Origin of the sequence: Amycolatopsis circi (assembly GCF_003385235.1) — a bacterium.
Classification (GTDB): domain Bacteria; phylum Actinomycetota; class Actinomycetes; order Mycobacteriales; family Pseudonocardiaceae; genus Amycolatopsis; species Amycolatopsis circi.
On sequence record NZ_PQIA01000031.1, the window covers coordinates 47327 to 70342 of the forward strand.

The following is a 23016-nucleotide window of genomic DNA, read 5'->3' on the forward strand; positions in this document are numbered from 1 at the left end:
GTTCGCAATGACGTACGGATATTTCGGGCATGACTGCAGCAGCCCGCGAAGAAACGGGTTTGCTGTCGTGAGACTGGGGAGAACGGGGCGCGCTAGTCCGGGTCGTATCCGGGGCGGGCGTTCGTGCTTGCCGGGCAGGACGTGTCGCCAGGCCGAGCCGGAATCGCGACCGGTGTCGGCTCGGTCAACCGTGCTGGCGACTGCAATCCGCCCTGCGCCGAACCGTTCTGCCAGAGGAATACGCCGGGCGACGTCGGAATCGTCGGGGCGGGTGCGCGCTTGGTTTTCGGCGCGAGGTTGCGGTGTTCGGGCGCGGAGGCCCGGTGGATCGGGTGCCGAGCTGTCGATTTGACCGGAGTGGCGGCTTGCGGTGCAGGAGCACTCGATACGTGTGTCGGTCGCTTGACGGAGATCGACGATGCTTTGGCTGTTTCCGCTGTGCGCGCTGTCGACTTTGCCGGTTGTCCGGCGGTCGCTGGTCTCTTCGGCTGGGTGACGGGTTGGTGAGGTTGAGCAATGACTGGTGTTGGTGTCGGTGTCACCGGTCGCGTCAGTCGGGAGACGGTTTTCTCCACTGTGCCAACGATTTCCTTGCCGACCGCGGTCACGTCGGGTCGTGGCACACTGTCCACAATGGGCTGAACGCCGGTGTCCGCGAGCAGGGAAGGAATGTCCGGAGTCGGCGGCATCGGCTCCGCCGCCGCGGAAGAGGTCGAAATCAGCCAGCTCAGAAGCAGTCCGCCCGCGACCGCGCCCACCGTGAACAGGGCGCGCACGGCCCAGCAAGCCGCTTGGCTCGCCTGCATTTCGGCCGTGCTGCCACACCTCATGACGAGGCCTCCCGGAAACGGTGCGTACGTTCGCGATCAGCGATTAATCACCGGCGAAACGGTGCGTTGTTCCCAGTCTGGCAAATAGTGACAACGAGCACTAGATCATGATTTCCCTACTCCCCGTTCGAGTGAGTGACAGACGGTGATCTTGGTCGTTGAGCCGGGGAGCGGTGCGCAGGTAGACGCCGCAATCCCGGGAGCGGGCGGAGCAAGATCCACGGCTCCCCTTGCTGGGGGAGGTCACTCTGTGCACTCGGGGACACCGCGGCGTTTTCCATTCCCGCGCAGTGCGAATTCTCAGCCTACGGTCAGTAGAATGGGAGAGCGCGGGGGAAGCGGAATTGCGGCCGGACCAATCGGTTCGGTGATCGAAAACCTACTCAGAACACGACTTTGGCCGCCGTCCGCCCGAAATCCGTACTGACAGTAGAGCTGACCGCGCCTGCGCCACTGCCAGAACCGAGGCGGTGGCGCAGGCACGGTCATTCGGCGGTCAGCGAGCCTCCCGGGTCGCGGTGTCGAGCGCGGCCAGCAGGATCCCGGCGGCCGTGCGCACGACTTCCGCGGTGACGTTGAGCGCCGGCAGCAACCGCACCACGCTGTCGCCGCGTCCGCCCAGTTCGACGATGAGCCCGCGGCGCAACGCGTGATTCTGCACGGCGAGCGCGAGTTCCGAGGCCGGCGCTCCGGTGCGCGGGTCGGCGAGTTCGATGCCCCACATCAGCCCGGCGCCGCGCACGTCCGTCACCCACGGATGGCTGGCCAGCGGGGAGAGCAGTTCTTCGAATTGGTCTCCCCGCTCGACGACGTTGTCCAGCACGCTGTCGCGGTTGACGACCTCGATCGCCCGCGCGCCCGCGGCGAACGCGAGCTGATTGCCGCGGTACGCGCCGGTGTGCGTGCGGGGAGCCCAGTTGTCGAGGCGCTCGTCGTAGATGATCAGCGAGACCGGCGAGCCGATTCCGCTGAGCGCTTTCGACGCGACGATCACGTCGGGTTCGATCCCGTAGCGCTCGAAGGCGAACCAGGTGCCGGTCCGTCCGCAGCCGGTCTGCAGTTCGTCGACGATCAGCGGGATGCCCAGTTCGCGGGTCAGCTCGCGCACCCGGTGCACGAAGTCCGCCCGCGCGGGGACCACGCCGCCCTCGCCCTGCACCAGTTCGAGCACCACCGCCGCGGGCAGCGGGAGTCCGCCGTCGGCATCGTGCAGGGAGTGTTCGAGCTGGTCCGGGCAGTCCGCGGCGCAGGCGGCCGGCTCGTGCCCGGCCGGGCACGAGGAGTACGGGAGGTACTGCGCGCCGGGCAGCGGATTCGCGACCGACCGCCGCTGGCCGGCCAGCCCGGTCAGGCCCAGCGCGGCGTGCGCGCTGCCGTGGAACCGGCCCTGGAACGACACGACGCCGCCGCGTCCGGTCGCGGTCTTGCACAGCTTCAGCGCGGCTTCGACCGCGTTGGTCCCGGCCGGCCCGCAGAAGTGCAGTTTCATCCGCGAGCGCAGGGCCTCGGGCAGCATCGCGAGCTGGGCCTCGGAGAACTCGTCCTTGACCGGGCTCGCGAAGTCGAGCGCGTGGGTCAGCTTGCTCAGCTGCGCGGTCATGGCCGCGACCAGTTCGGGATGGTTGTGCCCGAGGGAGAGCACGCCCGCGCCGGCGAGGAAGTCGATGAAGACGTTGCCGTCGGCGTCGCGCACGAAGCTGCCCGAACCCTCGGTGATCGCGATCGGCAGCCGCCGCGGGCCGCCGCGGGGGACCGGCTCGCGGCGGTCCTGCCGGGCGAGGTACTCGGCCGAGCGCGGACCGGGCAGATCGCAGTAGACGGCGGGTCCGGTGAGCGGCGAGGGGTGCTCGAGGATGGTCATCTTGCCTGTTCTCCCCTGACAGTGGTGGTGGCACGGCCCAGCCTGGCCGCGGGATGACCGCTCCGGCGCGCAGCGTTCGGTCCGTTATTTCTGGGTCCGCAATGGGCAAATGTGTTCGGGGCGGCCTGTTCTTGCCCGGTGTTCGCGGAGAAGTGCCGGGGGAGCTTCTCCGCGAATAAACGGAGCAGCCGTTCTCTCGGGCGCCGCGGTATTGTGCTGCCTTCCCCGGGACGGATCGACTCGGGTCCGGCCCTCGGATGTGAGCTGTCGACGTCGCGCGGCGCGTCCGTCATGCACTCCTCCTCCTTTTCGCAGGGATTCGCGGGCCGCCGAAAAACGGCCGGCGAGGAAGGAAACGGTTTTTCGCGGGCAGACCGAGGGAGGGCCGCGCCGGGCGCAGCCCTCCCTCGGTTGACCTCACTGGAATACCGCGGGGCACAGCGTAGCGCAGCCGGTTGTGCCGCACCGGCGCGTCGGCGGCGGGCGCGCCGCGTCCGGCTCCGGAAAGAAAAGAATCGGCCAAGATTAGGCAAGGCAATGCGCCAGGCGAGTGAAGGCGGCGATTTCGCGGAGTTCGCTGTACTGGGCTGAACGACTGAAACGGCAACGGTGTTCGCGGACCCGTGAAACGAAACGTGAATATTCACGCTCCGTTTCCGGCGTGTGAATCGGGGGAGGCGGACCGCATGGCGGGATGTTTTCGGGAGGGTTGCCGAAGGCGTTCGGGGATATGTCGGCTGGGAGAATTGTCGAGGTCGCCGGGTTGTTTCGGCGGTTTAACCATCCGCGTCCGGTTGCGGGTGCTGTTTTCCGCGGAGGACGGGTGTCGGACTGCGGTTTCGGCGGTGGTGCGGGTGGGACTGCCGGTGAGGTGGTGCAGACCAGGCCAGTGGTCCAGACCGCCGTTCGACTGGTTTAGACCATGGCGGAGGGCAGTCGAGTGCGCGTCCGGGGGAGGCGGGCCTGGTCCGGCGGGGCGCGCGCCGCCCGGCCGGGTGTCGTAGCGCGGAGTGAACGCGGTCGGCAAAGCGGCGTTCATCCTGAACGTAACGCCGGGATAGTAGTTAAGAGTCTAACTGGTCTGATGGTTCGAAATTTGCCAACGAGGCTGATTCGAGGGATTTATGTGGTGGTGTAGCGGCAAGAATGTTGCCGTTGAGCGGTGATTGATTAACTAGGTAGTGTGCGGTGGACATGACGCACCGTCGCCTGACTGCTACGCCCCGAGGCGATCTGTGGCCGATCCCACTGCCTCTGTACACCTGCTGTTTCCGTTTCGTAATCTTCTCGAGCTTTTGCGGTGACCTGCGATCTACCCCGAGGATCAGCGACCCGAAGCCGCCGCGAACCGTCGCTGCTCGCTGCCTGGTCAAGGCACGAGGACGGCTGCGCGGTGAGACAGCGAAGGACCCCCCGTGGGACGGCACAGCAAACCCAGCAAGACGAAGACAGTCCTCCAGCGCACCGGCGCGACCGCGGCTCTCGCGGGCGCCACCCTCGGCGGCATCGGCCTCGCCGGGGCGGGCACGGCCAACGCCTTCCCGGGGCAGGCCGGCATCGTCAAGTGCGAGAGCAGCGGCAACCCGACCGCGGTCAACAACACCGCGGCCGGCCAGCGCGCGGGCCGCCCCGCCGGCCTGTTCCAGATCGTCACGAAGACCTGGCTCGCGAACGGCGGCGGCCAGTTCGCCCCGACGGCCGACAAGGCCACCCCCGCGCAGCAGCAGACCGTCGCGGACCGGATCTACGCGAAGCAGGGCTCGGCCCCGTGGCAGTGCCGCGGCGGCTCCGGCCCGGGCAGCTACGCGGACTTCGGCGGCGACACCTCCGGCGGCTCCGCCGAGGTCGAGGCGGCGGCTGCGAAGCCGAAGGTCGAGGTCAAGGCCGAGACGAAGGTCAAGTCCGCGCCGAAGCACGCCGCGCCGACCTCGAACCCGGACGGCAGCTACACCGTCGCCGCCGGCGACACCCTGTCCGGCATCGCGAAGAACCTCAACGTGGACGGCGGCTGGCAGCACCTGCAGCAGCTGAACCAGAAGTTCATCCCGGACGCTAACCTGATCCTGGTCGGCCAGAAGATCGTCACGAAGTAACCCTCGCTGAGGCCCCGGCCGGGGCCGCGTCGCTTTCCCCCGGGCGACGCGCCCCTGCCGGCGGCCGCCGGTGCACGCGCGCGCGAAAGTGCGCTCGGGCACCGCACGCGCGCCCCGGCGGCCGGCGTGCGGAGCGGACGGGCCTGCTTTGTGGGAACACGGGCCCGTTTGCGCCGCACGCCTTGCCGCGAGGGCGAGAGCATTGGCGCGGAGTGTTTCGCCTGAGTGCGAGCCCGTTTGCGCCGCGCGCCGAAGACCGCTGAGGCGGAGTGTTTCGCACGGGTGCGGGCTCGTTTGCGCCGCACGTCTTGCCGTGCGGACGAGAGCAATGACGCAGACCGCTTCGCGCGAGTGCGGCAGGTTTGCGCTGCGCACCTTTGCCGTGAGGGTGGATCACTGTTTCGCGGGAGCGCGGGCAGGGTTGAGCCGCGCGCCTCCTGCGAGGGCGGAGGACGCGGAGGCAGACTGTTTCGCGTGAGTGAGACAGGTTTGTGCCGCGCGCTTTGCCATGAGGGCGAGAGCGCTGACGCGGACTGTTTCGCGGAAGTGCAGGCAAGTCCGTGCCGCCCGCTAGCCTTGAGGACCGAGAACGCTAGCCCTGCACGCGGGCTACCCATAGCGAGCAGGCGGAGATTCGAGCGCAAGTTCGCTGGCTGTCTAGCCGGTGCGTTTCGCGAGTAGAGTCGAAAACGCGCTGGGAACCGACGGTGACGCGGCGAAGTCTGTTCGCCGCCGTCGTTGTGCTCGGCCGCGTGCGAATGGGGGCGGTTCGATGGAATACCGCGAAGAAATCCCGCGGCAGCGCGGCGCGTTCGCGGGAATTGCGCAGTGATGAAGCCGACCTCACCTGAAGGTAATCAGGCGAGTCGCCGTCGCCGTAGGCTCGCTGGAGCAGCCGTCGGTGCGCTGGTCTTCGCCGAGATCGTCAGGTTGCTGGCGCTGTGGCGGCAGACCGGAACGTATCCGCGATACTGGGCCGCCCGCGCCGCAGAGCCATTGGCACCCAACGCGTTGCGAGTGGTCGCGTTCGGCGATTCGGCAGCCATGGGCATCGGTGCGCGACGGCCGGCGGAATGCCTGGTCGCCCGGATCGGGGAATACCTCGCCGAGCGCACCGGACGGCCGGTGCACCTGACGAACTTCTCGACCGGCGGCGGCCGGGTCGCCACCGTCCTGGAACAGTTGCATCGGGCCGATCTGGCCAATGCCGACGCGGTGATCGTCGTGGCGGGTTCCGCGGATGCCATCGCCCGCGTGCCGCTCGGCCAATTCCGGGCGAACGTGCGCGAACTCGTCGAGCGCGTTCCGGCGGACCGGACGATTCTGTCCGACGTGCCATTGCAGCGGGGAAGCAAGCCGTATCAACAAGCGCTCGCCGAGGTCGCGGACGGGGCGAAGGTCGCGCACGCGGATTTCGCCCGCGCGTTCCGCACCGCCCGCCGGTTCGACGTGTTCGCCGCCGACTTCACGCACGTGAACTCGCTCGGCTACCAGATCTGGTTCTCGGCTTTCCGGCCGCACCTGGACGTGCTCGTCGCGCGGCTTTCCCGGTGATGATGTCCGGCTATCGGCGCACCCGCAACGGAACACTCCGCAACAACGACAGCGCGTCAGCACTGGCACTCCCCGGCTCGGCCTGATAGACGATCAGCTGCTGCCCAGGCGCGCTGCGCACGTCGAACGCCTGATAGGTCAGCGTCAGCGGCCCGACTGCCGGATGCACGAGATGTTTGGGCTCTCGGGTTTTCCCGCGGACCTGATGGGTTTCCCACAGCGCCCGGAACTGCTCGCTGCCCTCGCTGAGTTCCGCTACCAGTTGCGGCAGGCCGGGTTCGGACGAGGCGGCGGCTGCGCGCAGATTCGCCACAGTGGCCTGGGCAGTCCAGTCCCAGCGAGCGTAGAACTGCCGCCCCGCCGGGTCTAGGAAGGTCATTCGAGCCAGGTTGTCGGCGGTGCTGAACGGGGAGAACAGTGCGTCGGCGAGGGTGTTGGCGGCCAGGATGTCCAGGACGCGGTTGAGCACGAACGCGGGCGCGTGCGGGTGGCTGTCCATGAGCTGCCGCAGTTCGGGGCTCACGGTCTGGGGCGTGGGGGACATCACGTCGGGCGGGGCGGCGCCGGCGAGGCGGTACAGGTGTTCGCGGGCGTCGGGGTCCAGGTCCAGTGCGCGGCTGAGGGCGTCGAGCATCTGCGAGGACGGGCGGGTTTCGCGGCCCTGTTCCAAGCGTGCGTAATAGTCGACGTTCACTCCGGCGAGCACGGCGACTTCCTCGCGGCGCAGTCCTTTGACCTTCCGCCGGCCGGAGTAGCGCACGTCGGCGTCCTCCGGGGAGCGTTGTGCGCGGCGTGCCCGCAGGAAGTCGCCCAGTTCCGTACTGCCCATGCGGATCAGGGTAGGCGGCGGCTGGGTGGGTGTGGCACGTCCTGTCAACGAGACCCGCAGCCGCTGAGACTGGTCGGCATGACGAAAGAACTGGCAGGAAAGGTCGCGCTGGTCACGGGTGCCGCGCGCGGGGTCGGTGCGGCGACGGTCGCCTGGCTGCACGCCCGCGGGGCACGAGTGCTGGCCACGGACATCCGGTCCGAGGTGGAGCAGTTGGCCGACGAGAACGGCGTGGCCGCGCTGGTCGGCGACGTGTCCGAAGAGGACGTCGCGGTGCGGTCGGCGGCTGCGGCGCTCGAGCGGTTCGGCGGGCTCGACATCCTGGTCGCCAACGCCGGTCGTTCGGTGAACAAGCCGGTCACCGAGACGACCGCGGCGGACTGGGACGAGGTGATGTCCGTCAACGCTCGCGGTGCGTTTTTGCACGCGCGAGAGGCGTTTCGGGTGATGCGCGACAACGGCGGGGGAGCGATCGTCACGGTCGGCTCGTTCGCCAGCACGGTCGGGCTGGTCGAAGCGGCGGCGTACAGCGCGTCCAAAGGAGCGCTGGCGCAATTGACGAAGGTGCTCGCGCTGGAAGGCGGTCCGCACGGAATTCGCGCGAATGTCGTCGCTCCGGGCGTGATCGAGACCGATCTGCTCGACACTTTCCGCGCCGACAGCCGGGCCTACCTGCGGTCCTTCGGCGACGCCCATCCGCTCGGCCGGGTCGCGCAGCCCGAAGAGATCGCTGAGGTGATCGGCTTTCTGGCTTCTCCGCGGTCCGCGTTCGTCACCGGTGCGGTCGTCGCCGCCGACGGCGGCTACACCGCGGCCTGATTTCTTTACGCAGAAAGGAATATCCCATGCGACTCAGCGGCAAGGTCGCGTTGCTCACCGGAGCGACCGGCGGAATCGGACAGGCCACGGCGGAATTGTTCGCCCGCGAGGGAGCCAGCCTGGTCGTCACCGACGTCGACCGGGAGGCCGTGGAGAAGCTCGCGGCGCGACTGGAGACCGACGTGCTGGCCGACCGGCTGGACGTCTCCTCGCCGGAAAACTGGCGCGAAACCGTCGAACGGACCCGGCAGCGCTTCGGCCGTCTTGATGTCCTGGTCAACATCGCGGGGATCGTGGACTGGCCGGGCATCGAGGACACCGCGCCGGAGAGCTGGGATCGGGTGATCGCGGTCAACCAGACCGGAACCTGGCTCGGGATGAAGACCGCGATGCCGCTGCTGCGCGCCTCCGGCAACGGATCGGTCGTGAACACTTCCTCGGTGCTGGGCCTGGTGGGCAGCGGTGCGGCTGCCGCGTACCAGGCGTCCAAAGGCGCGGTGCGGTTGCTGACCAAGACGGCCGCCGTCGAGTACGCGACTCGCGGGGTCCGGGTCAATTCGGTGCATCCGGGCGTCATCGCCACGCCGATGATTCAGGACCTGCTCGACGACCAGGGCGACCAGCAGCCCGACATCGTCCGCACGCCGATGCGCCGCGCGGGCAGCCCCGCCGAGATCGCGCACGCGATGCTTTTCCTGGCCAGCGACGAATCCTCATTCGTCACCGGCACCGAACTGGTCGTGGACGGCGGGCTCACCGCGTACTGACACCGGCCTCATCTACTATACGGCGTAGTACTTGGTCCCGAGGTTCGGCGAGAGGAACACCATGGCGGGTGCCCGCAGGCGGCGTTCGAGCCGGGTTTCCGCTGGTGCTCGCGGCGGGTTGGGCGCGGGGCTCGTCCTGGCCGGGTTCGCGGGCGGGGCGGCGTTCGCGGCCGCGGCGCGGGCTGCTCCGGCGGAGCGGGCGAACGAGCCTCCGACGGGTACCGGGCATGAGGTGCTGCCGACGGTCGCGCGTCCGCCGGAGAGGGAACTCGCGGTGCTGAAGTCCGCGGTCAAAGTCCGCGACGACCGGCTTGAGCGTGACGAACAAGCGCGAGAGAAAGCCCGTCAGGAAGCCGAAAAACCCCGTGCCTACGCGCCGGTGACCGGTACGATCACCTCGAACTACGGCTCGCGGTGGGGAACGACCCACTACGGCCTGGACGTCGCGAACGCCATCGGCACTCCGGTCCGGACGCCGCTCGCCGGGACGGTCATCGAGGCCGGTCCGGCGAGCGGCTTCGGGTTGTGGGTGCGCGTCCGGCACGAGGACGGGACCGTCACGGTGTACGGCCATCTCAATCGCTACTCGGTCACCGCCGGGCAGCGGGTGGTGGCCGGGCAGGTGATCGCCGAGGTGGGCCAACCGGGGGCGGTCGACCGGGCCGCATCTGCACTTCGAAGTGTGGACGGAGGGGGAGCGCAAGACCGATCCGCTGCGCTGGCTGCGGGGGCTCGGCGTGCGGATCGAGCCGGGCGGGTGACCCTCGGTGGACGTCCGCCGGAGCGTGCGCGACAATGTATGCACGTTTCACTATATGTCAGGGACGGTGCGGGGTGAGCGAGCACAACACGGGGCACGGCCACGGACACGGGGTGTCGGCGGGCGCGGACCGCAAGTGGCTGGTGCGGGCGCTGGTGCTGATCGTCGGGTTCATGGCCGTCGAGCTGGTCGTCGGCCTGATCGCCGGGTCGCTCGCGCTGATCACCGACGCGGGCCACATGCTGACCGACGCCGCGTCGATCGTGCTCGCGCTCGTCGCGATCCGGCTGGCCGCGCGTCCGGCGAAGGGTGGGTTCACCTACGGGCTCAAACGCGCGGAGATCCTGTCCGCGCAGGCCAACGGGATCACCTTGCTGCTGCTGACCGCGTGGTTCCTCTACGAGGCGGTGACCCGGCTGATCGATCCGCCGCAGGTGCAGGGCGCGCTCGTGCTGGTGACGGCGCTGGTGGGGATCGTCGTGAACGTCGCGGCGAGCTGGTGCATCAGCCGGGCGAACCGGTCGAGCCTGAACGTCGAGGGCGCGTTCCAGCACATCCTCAACGACCTCTACGCGTTCATCGCGACCGCGGTGGCCGGCGCGATCGTGTGGTGGACCGGCTTCGCCCGCGCCGACGCGATCGCCGCGCTGGCCGCCGCCGCGTTGATGGCGAAGGCGGGCTGGGGGCTGGTCCGCGAGTCCGGCCGGATCTTCCTGGAGGCGGCGCCTGCGGGAATCGATCCGGAGGCGGTGGGCGAGCAGGTGGCGTCGGTGCCGGACGTGGTGCAGGTGCACGACCTGCACATCTGGCAGATCACCTCGGGCGAGCCTGCGCTGTCTGCGCACGTGCTCGTGCGGCCCGCGGCGGATTGCCACGCGGTGCGCGCGGGGATCGAGGAGATCATGCGGTCCCGGCACCGGCTCGATCACACGACGCTGCAGGTGGACCACGTCGACGAGGACCGGATCGAGCATTGCGAACGGTCGCACGGGCCGACTTACCGGTTCACTGGGCGGAGTTGACTGCGCGAAGGGGCGGAGCTGGATGTGATCCGGCTTGGCTGGGGTCATGCCGAGGGGGCTGGGCCGAAGGCTGCGGTGTCCGCAGGGGCCGATTTGCCGGTTGACTGCGCGAAGGGGCGGAGGTGGAGGCGATCCGGCTTGGTTGGGGTCGCGCCGAGGGGGCCGGGCCGAAACCTGCGGCGTCCGCAGGGGCCGATCTGCCGCTTCGCCGGGCGGAGTTGACTGCGCGAAGGGAAGGACCGCATGCGATCCGGTGTGGAGTGGCGCTGCAGGCCGAACACGCCGACGAGCGCCGGATGAGCACTGCGAGCGCTGAACCCGCGGAAAGAAAGGGACTGCATGCGATCCGACTTGGCCGCCGCTTCGGCCGCAGGTGGCTGGACGCTCCTGGCCATTCTCGTGGTGCTCGCGATCCTGCTGACCGCGATCGGCATCGCGCAGGCCCGCGACCCGGCCCGTCGTCGTCCGCCGCCGGAGACCGAGGCGGAGAGCGGCGAAACAACCGCCGACGAAGCCGGATAGGCGAGCCCTAGGATGCGTGGCGTGCAGGGACTCGGCGAGCTGGAATCGGCGGCGATGGACGTCTTGTGGCGCGCGGGCGAAGCGCGCACGGTCCGCGAAGTGCTGGAGGAGCTGAACCGGGAGCTGGCCTACACAACGGTCCTCACCGTGCTCGATCACTTGCACAGCAAGGGCTGGGTCGAACGCGAAAAGCGCAGCCGTGCCTACTGCTACACGCCGACCCTCTCACGCGAGGAGGCCGCGGCACGCGCGATGCGGAATCTGCTCGCCGACGTCGGCGATCCCGAAGGGGTGCTGCTGCATTTCGCGCGGTCGGCGTCCGAGGGGGAGCGGGAGGCGTTGCGGCGCGGGCTGCGGAAGCGCTCGTGATCGTCTCCGCGGCGCTCGTCGTGACTGCGGCGGTGGTGGGTGTCTGCGGACCGGCACTGCTGCGCCGGGTGTTGCGAGCCAGGATGCCCGCGCCGCTGCGGTTTGTCGCGTGGATCCTATTGCTGGGAAGCATGATCGTCGCCGGATCGGGTGCGGTGGCGGCCGCGTTTGGGCCGGGCCACGAGGTGGCGCGGCGGTTGGTTGCGTGGCTGCGTCTCGACACCTTGCGACACCACGAAGTGCTGCACCTGGACGAGGTGGTCGGCGTATCCGGCGCGCTGCTCGCGGTCACAGCGGCAGGAGCGTTCGCGCTGGCATCAATCCGCCTGCACCGGCACCAGCTTCGCTTGCACGACCGGCATTTCGCGGAACTGTCGATGGTGTGCCGGGCAAGGGCGGGCGTCTGGTGGCTGCCGTTGGAAGAGAAACTCGCCTACAGCATCGCCGGAAAGCCTGACCTGGTCGTGCTTTCCGAAGGGCTCGCGAAGGATCTCTCCGAGCCGGAACTCGCCGCGGTGGTCGACCACGAACGGTCCCATCTGCGCGGACGGCACCATCGGCTCGTCGGGCTCGCGCATGCGGTCTCGGCAGCACTGCCGTTCGTTCCGCTAGCCCGGCAGTCGCCGGAATTCGTTGCTGCGGCGGTGGAGTTGAGTGCGGACGCCGCGGCTGGGCGTCGGCATGGACCGGCGATCGTCAGCGCGGCGTTGGATCGGATGCATCCGGTGCGTTCGGCGGCGACCGCGCTGAGGCTGGAACACCTCGCCCGCAGTCACGGCAACGCGATGACCGGCATTCTCGCCCTCGCAACGGCAGCGTTACTCCCGGTGAGCATGGCCGCGACCCTGATCGTCGCCGGAGCTTGGACGGCGACTCCCGCCCTGCTCCACGCCTGACCGCTATGACTACTATGTCCGTTAGTAATCGTGAACGGGGGCGGATCAGGTGCTGGGCCGAAAAACGCAGATCATCGCGGGTATCCTCGCCGGGCTGGTGCTGGCGGCGGGGTGCACGGCCGCACCGGATCCCGGTCCCGCCGCCGGCGGCGACAAGAAGAGCAGCGCCGCGCCGGTGCCCGCGACCCTTGACCTCGGGCCCAAGGACGGCTCGAACGACGTCGCGCCCGGTGAACCCGTCACCGTGGCAGCCGGAGGTTCTACGCTCAGCGAGGTCACCCTCGCGGCCGCGGATGGGACCGCGATTTCCGGCGAGCTGGACCAGGCGAAGCAGCGCTGGAACACCAGCAAGCCCCTCGAATACGGCACGAAGTACACGCTGACCGCGCGTTCCGTCGGCGCGGACGGCAATCCGGTGACCCGCACCAGCACCTTCACCACCGCGACCGCCAAGGCGCAGGCGTACCCGTCGGTGATCCCGCTCGACGGCGAGACCACCGGCGTCGGCATGCCGATCACGATCAAGTTCTCCGCGCCGGTCGCGGACAAGGCCGCCGCGGAAAAGATGCTCACCGTCACCTCCGACAAGCCCGCCACCGGAGCGTGGCGCTGGTTCGGCGACGACGAGGTGCACTACCGCACCAAGGAATACTGGCCCGCGTACTCCACGATCACCCTCGACATCAAGATCGCCGGCCGCGCGCTCGGCAACGGGGTGTTCGGCAAGGCCGACCGCAAGATCTCCTTCAAGACCGGCCCGTCGATCATCTCGAAGGTGTCGGACAACGAAAAGCAGATGCGGACGTACAAGGACGGCCAGCTCGTCCTGACCTCTCCGGTCAGTCTCGGCAAGCCGTCGGCGCGCAGCGTCTCGGGCACGATGCTGATCATGACCGTGCAGTCTCCGTACACAATGGACTCCAGTACGTACGGCGTGCCCACCGACGCGCCGGGCGGCTACCGCACCACGGTCAAGTACGCGTTGCGGCTCACCAACTCCGGTCAGTTCCTGCACTCCGCGCCGTGGTCGGTCCGGCAGCAAGGCCGCTCCAACACCTCGCACGGCTGCCTCAACGTCAGCGTCGAGAACGCGAAGTGGTTCTACGAGAACTCCCATCGCGGGGACGTCGTGACGGTGTCCGACACCGGAGCCGACCTCAAACCCGGCGACGGCTGGACCGACTGGCGGTTCAGCTGGGAGGAATGGCAGAAGAAGGTCTGATCCCGGCGGGAAAGCGGCGCATCGGGGGATGCCGATGCGCCGCCTCAGGTCCGTGAGGGGAACCCCGCGGGAATCAGCGTCTGTGAAGGTTCCCCTCACGGACGGCGACCCGGCTCCCGCGGATCAGACGGACTGGCGGGGCTGCGGCGAAGGCGAAAGCACGTCCTCTCCGTAGATGCCCTGCAGCCAGTTGGTCTGGTAGATCGTGTCGAGGTAGCGCTCGCCGAGGTCCGGGGCGACGGCCACCGCGGTCAGGTGGTGCGCGTCGTGCTCGGACAGCCAGCCGGTGGCCCCGCTGACCACCGTTCCGGTCGAGCCGCCGAACAGGAATCCGTTGCGCGCCAGCCGGTGGCAAGCCCGGACCGAATCCGGCTCCTCGACCAGGACCACGTCGTCCACATAGGACTCGTCGAGGATCGCCGGGCGCACGCTGGTGCCCAGTCCCGGCAGCATCCGCCTGCCCGCCGGGCCGCCGAAGGTCACCGAGCCGACGCTGTCGATCGCGACGATCCGCACCGGCCGGTGCCACTGCCGGAAGAACCGCGCGCAGCCCATCAGCGTGCCCGTGGTGCCCGCGCCGACGAACAGCACGTCGAGATTCGGGAACGCGGCGGCGATCTCCGGGCCGGTCCGGTGGAAGTGCGCTCCCCAGTTGTCCGGGTTGGTGTACTGGTTGAGCCACACGTAGCGCTCGTCGGACGCGACCAGCATGCGCACGTGGTCGATGCGCGCCCCCAGGAAACCGCCGTCGGGGGCGGGCTCGGTGATGATGTGCACCTCGTTGCCCAGCGCCTCGATGGCGCGGCGCGTCGCGAGGTTGCAACGCGAATCGGTGACGCACAGGAATTTGTACCCCCGGCTGGCCGCGATCATGCTCAGCGCGACGCCCAGGTTGCCGGAGGACGACTCGACGATGATCGAGCCCGGCCGCAGCAGGCCGTCGCGTTCGGCCGCGTCGACCATCTCGGTCGCGGCCTTCAGCTTGATGGAGCCGGCGAAGTTGAAGCCCTCGCATTTGAGGTAGAGCGAATAGCCGAAACTCCAGCGGAGGTCGACGTACAGCGACTCCTCGTTGAAGGATTCGGGAACGGTGATGACTCGCACAGTTTTCTCCTCGTCAGGCAAAGCTCAGTGGCGGACGGTGCTCAGCCATACCGGCGCAGTTCGTGGAAGAAGTCCTCGATGACGTGCAGTCCGCCGGCGTCGGACACTCTCTCGTGGACGAAGGCCCCGACCGCGAGGTCGAGGACGCCGAGCCCGAACGGGGAGAAGATCAGCGGCTGGTCGGCGGGCGGGCTGACCCGGCCGGACAGCACGTCGTCCAGGGTGCCGAGCAGGAAATCCCGGCTGCCGGTGCGCTGTTCGACCAGATGCGGCGAGGTGTTCGCCTTGAGGCAGTGGTCGACGTCGTCGACGATGTTCGCCGACGCCAGCAGGACCTCCGGGGCGAGATCGCGCAAGGAAACGTGCAGTACCAAGGGGTTGTGCGAGAACCACGACGGATCGTGCACGTGCGGTTCGCCCGCGATGGTCGCGAAGACGACCAGATCGCTGTCGCGGATCAGCCCTTCGGCGGTCTCGTGCACGCTGATGTCGCCGGCGAACCCGGACTGCTCCAGGTAGCCGCGGAACCCGGCGGCGCTGTCGGGGTGCAGGTCGTGCACGTTGATCTCGTCGAACTCCCAGCCGGTCCCGGCGAGGAAGGTGTGGATGTAGCGGGCGATCAGGCCGACCCCGAAGAACCCGACGCGCCGGGGACGCTGCCGGGTCCGGCTGAGCCGGTCCGCGGCCAGCGCGGCGGAGGCGGCCGTCCTGGTCGCGCTGATGATGGAGCTTTCCAAGCAGGCGAACGGATAGCCGGTCGCGAGGTCGTTCAGGATGAGCACCGCCGACGCCCTCGGGATCCCGGCTGCGACGTTGCCCGGGAAGCTGGAAATCCACTTCAGGCCCGCGACGTTCGTCTCCCCGCCGAGCGAGGCGGGAAGAGCGATGATCCGGTCGGCCGGGCGGTCGGGGAAGCGCAGGAAATAGGAGGGCGGGTTGACCGAATCGCCGGAGCCGTGCACCCGGTAGGCGGCCTCGACGAGGTCGAGGACCTCCCGTTCGCGCCCGGCCAGCGCCTGCTGGACCTGGGCGCCGGAGATCACCGCGAACGGCGGCACGGCGACCGGCCCCGCGGACGCGGATTCGGCGGTGAAGGATTGCGTGGTCACTGGGTTTTCCCCTCGGAAGCGAGCGTGCAGTCGGAAAGGCGGACCGGGTCGGCGAGCCCGACGAGCACCTCGCGCGGGCCCTCGTACGCGTCCCGGCTGTGCGCGGTGCGGACGTTGTCGACCAGCAGCAGGTCGCCCGCCTGCCACGGTTCGCGGACGGTGTGTTCCTCGTACACCTCGTTGAGCAGCTGCACGATGTCCTCGCCGATCGGGTCCCCGTTCCCGAAACGGGTGTTGAACGGCAGCCCGTCCGCCCCGTAGACGTCGACCAGGTACTCGTGCACCTCGGGGGCCATCGTCCACTCGTTGAGGAAGGCGATCTGGTTGAACCAGCAGCGCTGGCCGGTGACCGGATGCCCGACGATCGCGTCGCGGCGCTGCCGGGTGCGCAGGCCGCCGTCGGGCTGCCAGTCGAACTCGATCCGGTTGGCGCGGCAGTAGTTCTCGATCGCGGAGCGGTCCTCGGTGCCGAACGCTTCGGCGACCGAGGCCCCGATCTCGTCGTTGAAGCTGCGGGTGAGCAGCCAGCCGTCGCGTTCGAACCGCGCACGCAGGTCGGCGGGAAGCGAGGCCAGCACGGCGGTGGAGTCGCTGACGCCGGTGACCCCGCCCGACGACGGCGGGCTGACGCAGGCGAACAGCATCAGCCCGGGGAATTCCAGCGTGTAGCTCAGTTCGTGGTGCATGCACATCGGCTGGTTCGGCGGCCATTCCGTCGAGGAGTACACCCCGCCGGGGTAGGCCGCGCGCGGCGCGAAGGCCTCCCGCTCGGTCGTCAGCAGGTCGGTCAGTCTCCCGAACACGGCCGCGACCGCGGTCTGTTCGGCGAGCCCGAGACCGCGGACGAGCACCGCGCCGTATTCGGCGACGAGTCTTCGCACCGTCTCCCGGTGCGTGCTCGCCCAGCCGGCCGGGTCGCCGCCTGCCTCGGCCCGCAGCACCGCGGGCAGCCCGGGACAGAAATCCGGCTCGGGCGGGGAAGTCTTGGGCAGGAACTTGGACAACGACATCGTGGAATCCCTTCGATTTCCGCGGTTCACGAGGTGCGGGGTTCAGGAGGACGAGGCGGACCGGCTGTCGATCAGCGCGGCCAGGTCGGCGAGCACCGGGTGCTTGGCGACGTCCTTGATCGAGACCGCGCGGTCGAGCGCGATCGCCAGTTTCACCGCGGACAGCGACGTGCCGCCCCGGCCGAAGAAGTGGTCCTGGCGGCCGACCTGGCCGGACCGGATGCCGAGCACCTGCGCCCAGGCCCCGGCGAGCCGCCGTTCGGTGTCCGTGACCGGCTCGTCGTAGTCCTCTTCCGCGGTGTCGAGTTCGGCGGCCAGCGCGGCGAGGTTCTTCTTGTCGATCTTTCCGTTGGCGGTCAACGGCAATTGCTCCCGCCAGTGGAACGCCGCGGGCAGCATGTACTCGGGCAGCGCCGCGCCGAGCTGTTCCCGCAGCAGTTCGAGGCCGAGCTGCTCGCGGCTGGAGTAGAACGCGACCAGCCGCTTGCTCTGTCCGCGTTCGGCCACGACCACCGCGCCGTCGCGCACGCCGGGCACCCGCAGCAGCGTGTTCTCGATTTCGCCGATTTCGATGCGGAAACCGCGGATCTTGACCTGCGAATCGCGCCGGCCGAGGAATTCCAGCTTGCCCTCGGGCAGCCAGCGGCCGTGGTCGCCGCTGCGGTAGAGCCGGGCGTCCGGGCGGTGCGGGTCGGTCGTGAACGCCCGGGCGGTGCGCTCCGGGTCGTTGACGTAGCCGCGGCCCACGCACACCCCGGAGAACACGATCTCGCCGGGCGCGCCGAGCGGGACCGGGTCCAGTTTCTCGTCGACGACGTACACGCGCACGTTCTGCACCGGCGGCCCGAGCGGCACCCGCTCGCGCGTCGGCGCGCGGTCCATCACCTCGTGGTTGGTGTCGTCCGAGGTTTCGGTGAGGCCGTAGGCGTTGACCAGCTTGATGTCCGGCATCGCGGCGAACCAGCGCTGCGCCAGTTCGGTCTTGAGCGCCTCGCCGGTCACCGAAACGCAGCGCAGGTCCGGCAGCGCGACCGGGTTCTTGTCCACTGCGGACAGGACGACCTCGAGGTAGGAGGGCACGACCTGCAGCACCGAAACCCCGCCGCTGCCCAGCCGGTCCACGAACCGGTCGGCGTCCAGGATCACGTCCTGTTCGATCAGCAGCGTCCGCCCGCCGACCAGCAGCGCGGAGACCAGCTGCCACAGCGAGATGTCGAAGCACTGCGGCGCGACCTGCGCCACCACGGATTCTTCGGTGATGCCGAGGTCGTTGATCTTGGCGTAGAGGTGGTTGACCATCCCGGCGTGCTCGCACATCGCGCCCTTGGGCTCGCCGGTGGAGCCCGAGGTGAAGTAGATGTAGGCGAGCTGACCGGAGTCGACGGCGATGCCGAGATCCTCGTCGGAGTGGTCCTCCTCGTACGCGGCGTCCACGAACACCGTGCGCACGCCGGGCAGCGATTCGACGGCCTTGCGCAGCGTGGTCGTGCTGCCCGGTTCGGTCAGCACCAGTTCGCAGTCGGCCCGGCGCAGCGTGGTCGCGATGCGGTCGGTCGGGAAATGCGGCTCGATGGGCAGGTAGACGCCGCCTGCCTTGAACACGGCGAGCACGGCGGCCATCCAGTCCAGATTGCGTTCGGTCACCACCGCGACGACGCCCTCGCGGCGCAGCCCGCGCGCCACCAGCGCCCGCGCCAGGCGGTTGGCGCGCTGGTTGAGCTCCCGGTACGTCCACTCCCGGTCGCCGTGCACCGCGGCGACCGCGTCCGGATTCCGCGCGACACTGCGCTGGAATAGCTCGTGGCAGCGCAGGTCCGGCACTTCGACGTGCGGCCCGGCGAGCCCTTCCAGCTGCAGCTTGAGTTCCGCGGACGACAGCAGCGTCGTTTCGCGGTGCGGCGCGGTGACGTCGGTGCGGATCAGCGTGAGCGCGCTCAGGTGGTAGCCGAGGATGCGTTCGGCGCTTTCGGAATCCAGCACTTCGGTGCGGAAGCGCAGCCGGAGCGTCGTCAGGTTCGGCGACACGTCCAGCCGCAGCACCGTGTCCCCGGCGAGGTCCCCGGCGGTGCCGGTCGGGTCGAAGACCGTTTCGAACGGCGGCGCGACGATGCCGAGTTCGGCGCGCAGTTCGTCCACCGGGAAGTCCCGGAAGGCGAGGGTCTGCGCGTCGATCTCCGCGGTGTGCTCGATCAGCTCGCGCCAGGTGCCGGATTCGGTGCTCAGCCGGCAGGGCAGCGGCGCTCCGCCGGGCCCGGCGACGTAGCCGGTGCACACCTCTGTCTCGCCCGACAGTGCGGCGAGCACCTTGGCGTGCGCGGCGAGCAGCACCGAATTCAGCGGCACGCGCAGCTGCTCGGCCAGCAACCGAAGTGCGGCCGCGATCCCCGAAGGAATCGGCGTTTCGTGGTCGCCGATCGCAGAGCCCGGGTCGAGCGTCCATCGCGGGATGCTGGTGCGGCCGCCGGCGGCGAGTACTTCGCGCCAGTGCTCGCGGCCCGCTCCCAGTCCGGTTCTCATGGGTCGTCCTTCCCGTGGTTGTCGTTGCTCCGTCACGATTTCCCCGCCAGCTGACGGCGGAGGGCCCGGATCTCGTGCGCGGGGTTCCCGCCCCAGTGCGCGCGGTCCGGGACCTCAGTGCCCTTCATGAGGAAGGAATGGGGGGCGAGCGACGAGCCGTCGCCCATCGTCACGCCGTAATGCACCAGAGCGCCGGTGCCGACCGTGCAGTCGCTGCCGATCGAGATGCGGTCCATCTTGAAACCGCCGTCCTCCTGCGAATGGCATTGGACGACGGACCCGATGTTGAGGGTGACGTGGTCTCCCAGGCGCACCAACGTCTTTTCGATGATGAGCGAGCCGTCGTCGAACAGCCGCTTGCCGACCTTGACGCCCAGCAGCCGCCACACCGCGCCCTTGAACGGGGTCCCGTCCAGCGAGCGGAAGATCGCGCCCGCCGCGGCCGCCTTCCAGAACCGTTCCTGCCGCCAGAACCGCCGGTCGTAGATCGAGCACGACACCGGGCGCTGCGGCCGGACGAACACGGTGATCCGTTCCAGGGCGATGAAATAGAGCATGCCGTAGAGGAGCATCGCGGCCGTGTCGATCGCGAACAGCGGGGCGCCGATCAGGTCGTAGTAGACGTCCGAGGCCCAGGTGAGCAGGAGCAGGCCGTAGAAGAACAGCCAATGGGACACGGCGTACAGGAGCATGGCCCCCAGGTTGTGCCGCGTCTTGGCGGCCAGCCTGCGCCGGAATTCCTCCGGCGTCTTCGGATGGTCGAACTGGCTGTCGCGCTCCACCGAACGCGGGATCTCGAAGCTGGGGGAGCCGAGCAGGCCGACGCCCTCGCGCACCGGGCCGTCGAGCGGCACCAGGACCTTGGTGGCCAGCAGGCAGTTGTCGCCGGTCTTGGCCCCGGCGGGGTAGACGACGTGGTTGCCGAGGAAGTTCTGCGCCCCGACGCGCACCCGGGAAAGCCGGAACGAGGTGCTGGTGTACTCGGCGTTGACGACCGACAGACCGTCGGCGACCATCGTGCCCGCACCGGATTCGAACAGGTACGGATTCTCGTATTTCTCGTCGAGCCCGAAGTTGGACCCGGTCTGTTCTTTCTTGGACACCTGGCAGCCCAGGGCGCGCAGGTAGTGCACGATGGCCGAGCTGTCGCCGAACAGCGTCTTGAAGAACCGCAGGTTGGTGAGCACGCGGATGGCGCGGTGCGCGGTGTAGCGGAAGGTGTAGAGGCGGTAGACCTCGCCCGGTTTGAGCGCCAGGTTCAGCAGCCGCGGAACGAACGAGACGATCAGGAAACCGGTCAGCCGCAGGCCGAAGTACAGGATGAAGGAGACGGCGAGGGCCTTCCAGTAGAACTTCGGGTTGCTGAAGTCCAGGACGGCCGTGCCGAGTCCCATCGCCGGGCTGAGGTTCGGCAGCACGTTCAGCGCTCCGCCGAGCAGGCCGAGCACCACCGGGGCCAGCAGGAAGACCGCGGTCAGGGTCTGGCGCACGGCGAACAACGCCCGCCGGACGCTGCCGCAGGACCGCGGCTCGACGCGCCGGTAGTGCACGTCGGCGGGAACGGCGGGGACGCCGTGCCAGCTCTGCCCCTCCGGAACCGCTTGCCCGGCGTGCAGGGACGAGGCGTGCCCGAGCTGGGCGTTGGCGCCGAGCCGGGTTTCGACGTCGATGACGGACATCTCGCCGACGTAGGAGTGCGCGCCGATCGAGACCGGGCCGGTCCGGAGCACGCCGTTCTGCGCGCGATAGGTGGTGAAGTAGGTGTCCTTGCAGATCACCGCGCCTTCCCCGACGGTCAGCAGATCGGTGCACACCGGGACGAACCGCGAGAAGATCGTGACGCCCTTGCCGATCTTCGCGCCCAGCGCGCGCAGGTACAGCGAGTACAGCGGGGAGCCGACGAACAACGGGACCAGCGGGTTCCGCTGGACGAGCGTCTTGACCACCCAGAACCGGACGTAGCCGAGGCTCCACAGACGGACCTCCCCCGGCTTCCACCGCCCGACGAGGATCCACTTGAGCGCGATCGGCAGGGTGCACATCACCGCCAGCACCATGGCTCCGAAGACCACCGCGCGCAGGTAGTAGTCGAGCAGGCTGGCACCGGCCAGAATCCAGTCGGTTCCCACGCCGAGCACCTGGGCCACGAGATACGAATAGCCCAGGAAGACCGCGACCTGCAGTATCCCGCAGCCGAAGTATTCGAGCCGGCTCGCCCGCTTCGGCGCCGCCGCGGGGGCCGGTTCCTCGGCGGGGACCTCCTCGGTCTCGGCCAAAGCGGAGACGAGACTGGCGATGGTCGGATTCCGGTAAATGTCCTTGATGGAGACGGCGGGAAGATCGGCACGCTTGCGCACTCGTGCGCAGAACTGTGCCATCACGAGCGAGTTGGCCCCGAGATCGGCGAAGAAGTTGCTGTCGACCGACACGTTTTCCTGCCCGGTGACGTCGGCCATCACCTGAGCGAATGCTTCTTCGGTGTCGGGTGCCGGACCGGGGCGGGCGGTCGGGTACTCGGTGAGATCCATATGCCTAATGATCGGTGGATGTAACGCCGACGTAACCTACGGACGTCGGTGTTGACAATTTCGTGACCTGTTCGATGCGAATTGCGGTTGACAAATGCGGCACGCCCTCGGATTGAGGTCTAGACCACGTAAAGAGCCATTAACCTGGCAAAGGGGACCAATACCGTGAATACCCTTTGTTTTTCCACTGCCGGTGGCAGCCGTCGACGAATCCGGGAAGTCCCGGAGAAGGCTTCCGGTGAAGTCTGATCGTCGTCGTGCATTTACCGCAAACCAATCCACCGCACGGGCGATGGTAGCAGGATTTCCCCGCTTTCGGGGGTCGGATTCCCCGGTTGGCGGACGCGGAACTGCTCCGCTGGGGTGAAATCCGTGGCACAACGAGTGGCGCGAAGTCGCTGTGCGGAGGGGGCCTCGGACCGCGGCCCGGATCCGCCGTGCTCGCTCAGGGCGCCCGTCAAGTTTCGTTGGTCCTCGAATTCGGTGACATTGTGCGCCGGACCGGAATATGCAAGTGCTGCTTTGCGGGATTGATGGCACTTTCGAGGGAATTGTCGTCTCGGGTCGCGGGTTTGTGCCATCGAGGTGAATCGCGCGGCAGACGGATGACGCCATTGGGCCGTTCGGGCGAGGCTGGACTGCTCTGGTGTGGTTTCGCCGCAGGTACGCCGACCGGGCCGGTTTTCGCCGGAAGGTCGCGCGGAGAGCTTCCGAGGAGGAAACGCCGATTGCGGTATTTCTGCGTCCGGCGGGCGGGCGGAGCCCAGGCGTCGGTCCGGTCGCTGGAATTATGTCGCTTCTCGTGGTTTTCCGGCAGTATTGAAACATTTTCGTGTTGTCCGGATTTCCGGGATCGCCGCAGGGGGAGAAAACATGAAGGTGGAGTTGGACTGTCCGGTCCGCCCTGAGATGCGAGTGACACGGCAATTTCCGGTACCGCTTGCGACAACGATTGCCGCGATGCTGCTCCGGCAGGCGGCGAACCGGCCGGCCGCAGTGGCGATCCGCGACCGGCTGGACGTCGTGACCTGCGCGCGACTCGTCGCCGAAGCCCGCCGCGTCGCGCACAATCCGGCTGGGTCAGGCGCTTCTTCCGGCGAAATCGTCGTAGTGGCCGCCCGGCGCACTGGTCGCGGCGGGCGGCTGCGTTCCGTTGGGTCCGGCCGCGGTCGCCGTCTGCGCCGCCGAGACGTCGGGGACGAAC

General features: G+C 68.7%; 17 protein-coding genes. 10 read left to right on the forward strand and 7 right to left on the reverse strand.

The window, feature by feature from the left end; all coding sequences use genetic code 11:
• Positions 1–1326: 1326 nt before the first annotated feature.
• Positions 1327–2691 (reverse strand): aspartate aminotransferase family protein, encoded by a 1365-nt coding sequence (locus D0D37_RS16370; protein ID WP_116201407.1) that lies wholly within the window; start codon positions 2689–2691, stop codon positions 1327–1329.
• A gap of 1415 nt (positions 2692–4106) precedes the next feature.
• Here D0D37_RS16370 and D0D37_RS16375 point away from each other — a divergent pair.
• A complete protein-coding gene (locus D0D37_RS16375; RefSeq protein ID WP_116201408.1) occupies positions 4107–4784 on the forward strand; it encodes a LysM peptidoglycan-binding domain-containing protein in 678 nt (225 codons plus the stop codon).
• Positions 4785–5615: 831 nt separating this feature from the next.
• Positions 5616–6338, forward strand: a complete 723-nt coding sequence (locus D0D37_RS16380) for an SGNH/GDSL hydrolase family protein (RefSeq protein ID WP_116201409.1) — start codon at positions 5616–5618, stop codon at positions 6336–6338.
• Positions 6339–6348: 10 nt separating this feature from the next.
• Here D0D37_RS16380 and D0D37_RS16385 read toward each other — a convergent pair whose 3' ends face one another.
• Positions 6349–7167 carry a helix-turn-helix transcriptional regulator gene (locus D0D37_RS16385; protein WP_116201410.1) on the reverse strand — a complete coding sequence of 273 codons (819 nt, stop codon included), beginning with the start codon at positions 7165–7167 and terminating at the stop codon, positions 6349–6351.
• Positions 7168–7245: 78 nt separating this feature from the next.
• Between D0D37_RS16385 and D0D37_RS16390 the strand changes: the two genes are divergently transcribed.
• The 8 genes from D0D37_RS16390 to D0D37_RS16425 all read left to right on the forward strand — a co-directional run bounded on the left by D0D37_RS16390 (position 7246) and on the right by D0D37_RS16425 (position 13544).
• Positions 7246–7986 carry an SDR family NAD(P)-dependent oxidoreductase gene (locus D0D37_RS16390; RefSeq protein WP_116201411.1) on the forward strand — a complete coding sequence of 247 codons (741 nt, stop codon included), beginning with the start codon at positions 7246–7248 and terminating at the stop codon, positions 7984–7986.
• 26 nt (positions 7987–8012) lie between these two features.
• Entirely contained in the window at positions 8013–8753 is a 741-nt protein-coding gene (locus D0D37_RS16395; RefSeq protein ID WP_116201412.1) for an SDR family NAD(P)-dependent oxidoreductase, read from the forward strand.
• Between the two features lie 61 nt (positions 8754–8814).
• Positions 8815–9591, forward strand: coding sequence for a M23 family metallopeptidase (locus tag D0D37_RS16400; RefSeq protein ID WP_341867986.1), 777 nt, complete (start codon positions 8815–8817; stop codon positions 9589–9591).
• A complete protein-coding gene (locus tag D0D37_RS16405; protein ID WP_244223534.1) occupies positions 9588–10535 on the forward strand; it encodes a cation diffusion facilitator family transporter in 948 nt (315 codons plus the stop codon). The genes D0D37_RS16400 and D0D37_RS16405 overlap by 4 nt, the downstream gene beginning before the upstream one ends.
• A 339-nt stretch (positions 10536–10874) precedes the next feature.
• The gene (locus D0D37_RS16410) at positions 10875–11057 is read left to right on the forward strand and encodes a hypothetical protein (RefSeq protein ID WP_116201414.1); all 183 of its coding nucleotides are present in this window, start codon (positions 10875–10877) and stop codon (positions 11055–11057) included.
• Between the two features lie 21 nt (positions 11058–11078).
• Positions 11079–11426 carry a BlaI/MecI/CopY family transcriptional regulator gene (locus D0D37_RS16415; RefSeq protein WP_208719981.1) on the forward strand — a complete coding sequence of 116 codons (348 nt, stop codon included), beginning with the start codon at positions 11079–11081 and terminating at the stop codon, positions 11424–11426.
• Entirely contained in the window at positions 11423–12322 is a 900-nt protein-coding gene (locus D0D37_RS16420; protein ID WP_116201416.1) for a M56 family metallopeptidase, read from the forward strand. The genes D0D37_RS16415 and D0D37_RS16420 overlap by 4 nt, the downstream gene beginning before the upstream one ends.
• Positions 12323–12371: 49 nt before the next feature.
• Positions 12372–13544, forward strand: coding sequence for a L,D-transpeptidase (locus D0D37_RS16425; RefSeq protein WP_116201417.1), 1173 nt, complete (start codon positions 12372–12374; stop codon positions 13542–13544).
• Positions 13545–13667: 123 nt separating this feature from the next.
• Here D0D37_RS16425 and sbnA read toward each other — a convergent pair whose 3' ends face one another.
• The 5 genes from sbnA to D0D37_RS16450 are packed head-to-tail and all read right to left on the reverse strand — an operon-like array spanning position 13668 to position 21812.
• Positions 13668–14648, reverse strand: a complete 981-nt coding sequence (gene sbnA / locus D0D37_RS16430; protein WP_116201418.1) for a 2,3-diaminopropionate biosynthesis protein SbnA — start codon at positions 14646–14648, stop codon at positions 13668–13670.
• 41 nt (positions 14649–14689) lie between these two features.
• Positions 14690–15757, reverse strand: coding sequence for a 2,3-diaminopropionate biosynthesis protein SbnB (gene sbnB, locus D0D37_RS16435; RefSeq protein ID WP_116201419.1), 1068 nt, complete (start codon positions 15755–15757; stop codon positions 14690–14692).
• Complete coding sequence (locus D0D37_RS16440; RefSeq protein WP_116201420.1) at positions 15754–16767, reverse strand: TauD/TfdA family dioxygenase; 1014 nt, start codon at positions 16765–16767, stop codon at positions 15754–15756. The genes sbnB and D0D37_RS16440 overlap by 4 nt, the downstream gene beginning before the upstream one ends.
• 42 nt (positions 16768–16809) lie before the next feature.
• Complete coding sequence (locus D0D37_RS16445; RefSeq protein ID WP_116201421.1) at positions 16810–19284, reverse strand: non-ribosomal peptide synthetase; 2475 nt, start codon at positions 19282–19284, stop codon at positions 16810–16812.
• A 32-nt stretch (positions 19285–19316) separates the two neighbouring features.
• Positions 19317–21812 carry a Pls/PosA family non-ribosomal peptide synthetase gene (locus D0D37_RS16450; RefSeq protein WP_208719982.1) on the reverse strand — a complete coding sequence of 832 codons (2496 nt, stop codon included), beginning with the start codon at positions 21810–21812 and terminating at the stop codon, positions 19317–19319.
• Positions 21813–23016: the final 1204 nt, after the last annotated feature.

Coding starts and splice junctions, on each gene's coding strand:
- D0D37_RS16370 (WP_116201407.1), bottom strand. CDS start 2,691: ATGACCATCCTCGAGCACCCCTCGCCGCTCACCGGACCCGCCGTCTAC.
- D0D37_RS16380 (WP_116201409.1), top strand. CDS start 5,616: ATGAAGCCGACCTCACCTGAAGGTAATCAGGCGAGTCGCCGTCGCCGT.
- D0D37_RS16385 (WP_116201410.1), bottom strand. CDS start 7,167: ATGGGCAGTACGGAACTGGGCGACTTCCTGCGGGCACGCCGCGCACAA.
- D0D37_RS16390 (WP_116201411.1), top strand. CDS start 7,246: ATGACGAAAGAACTGGCAGGAAAGGTCGCGCTGGTCACGGGTGCCGCG.
- D0D37_RS16395 (WP_116201412.1), top strand. CDS start 8,013: ATGCGACTCAGCGGCAAGGTCGCGTTGCTCACCGGAGCGACCGGCGGA.
- D0D37_RS16400 (WP_341867986.1), top strand. CDS start 8,815: ATGGCGGGTGCCCGCAGGCGGCGTTCGAGCCGGGTTTCCGCTGGTGCT.
- D0D37_RS16410 (WP_116201414.1), top strand. CDS start 10,875: ATGCGATCCGACTTGGCCGCCGCTTCGGCCGCAGGTGGCTGGACGCTC.
- D0D37_RS16440 (WP_116201420.1), bottom strand. CDS start 16,767: ATGTCGTTGTCCAAGTTCCTGCCCAAGACTTCCCCGCCCGAGCCGGAT.
- D0D37_RS16445 (WP_116201421.1), bottom strand. CDS start 19,284: ATGAGAACCGGACTGGGAGCGGGCCGCGAGCACTGGCGCGAAGTACTC.
- D0D37_RS16450 (WP_208719982.1), bottom strand. CDS start 21,812: ATGGATCTCACCGAGTACCCGACCGCCCGCCCCGGTCCGGCACCCGAC.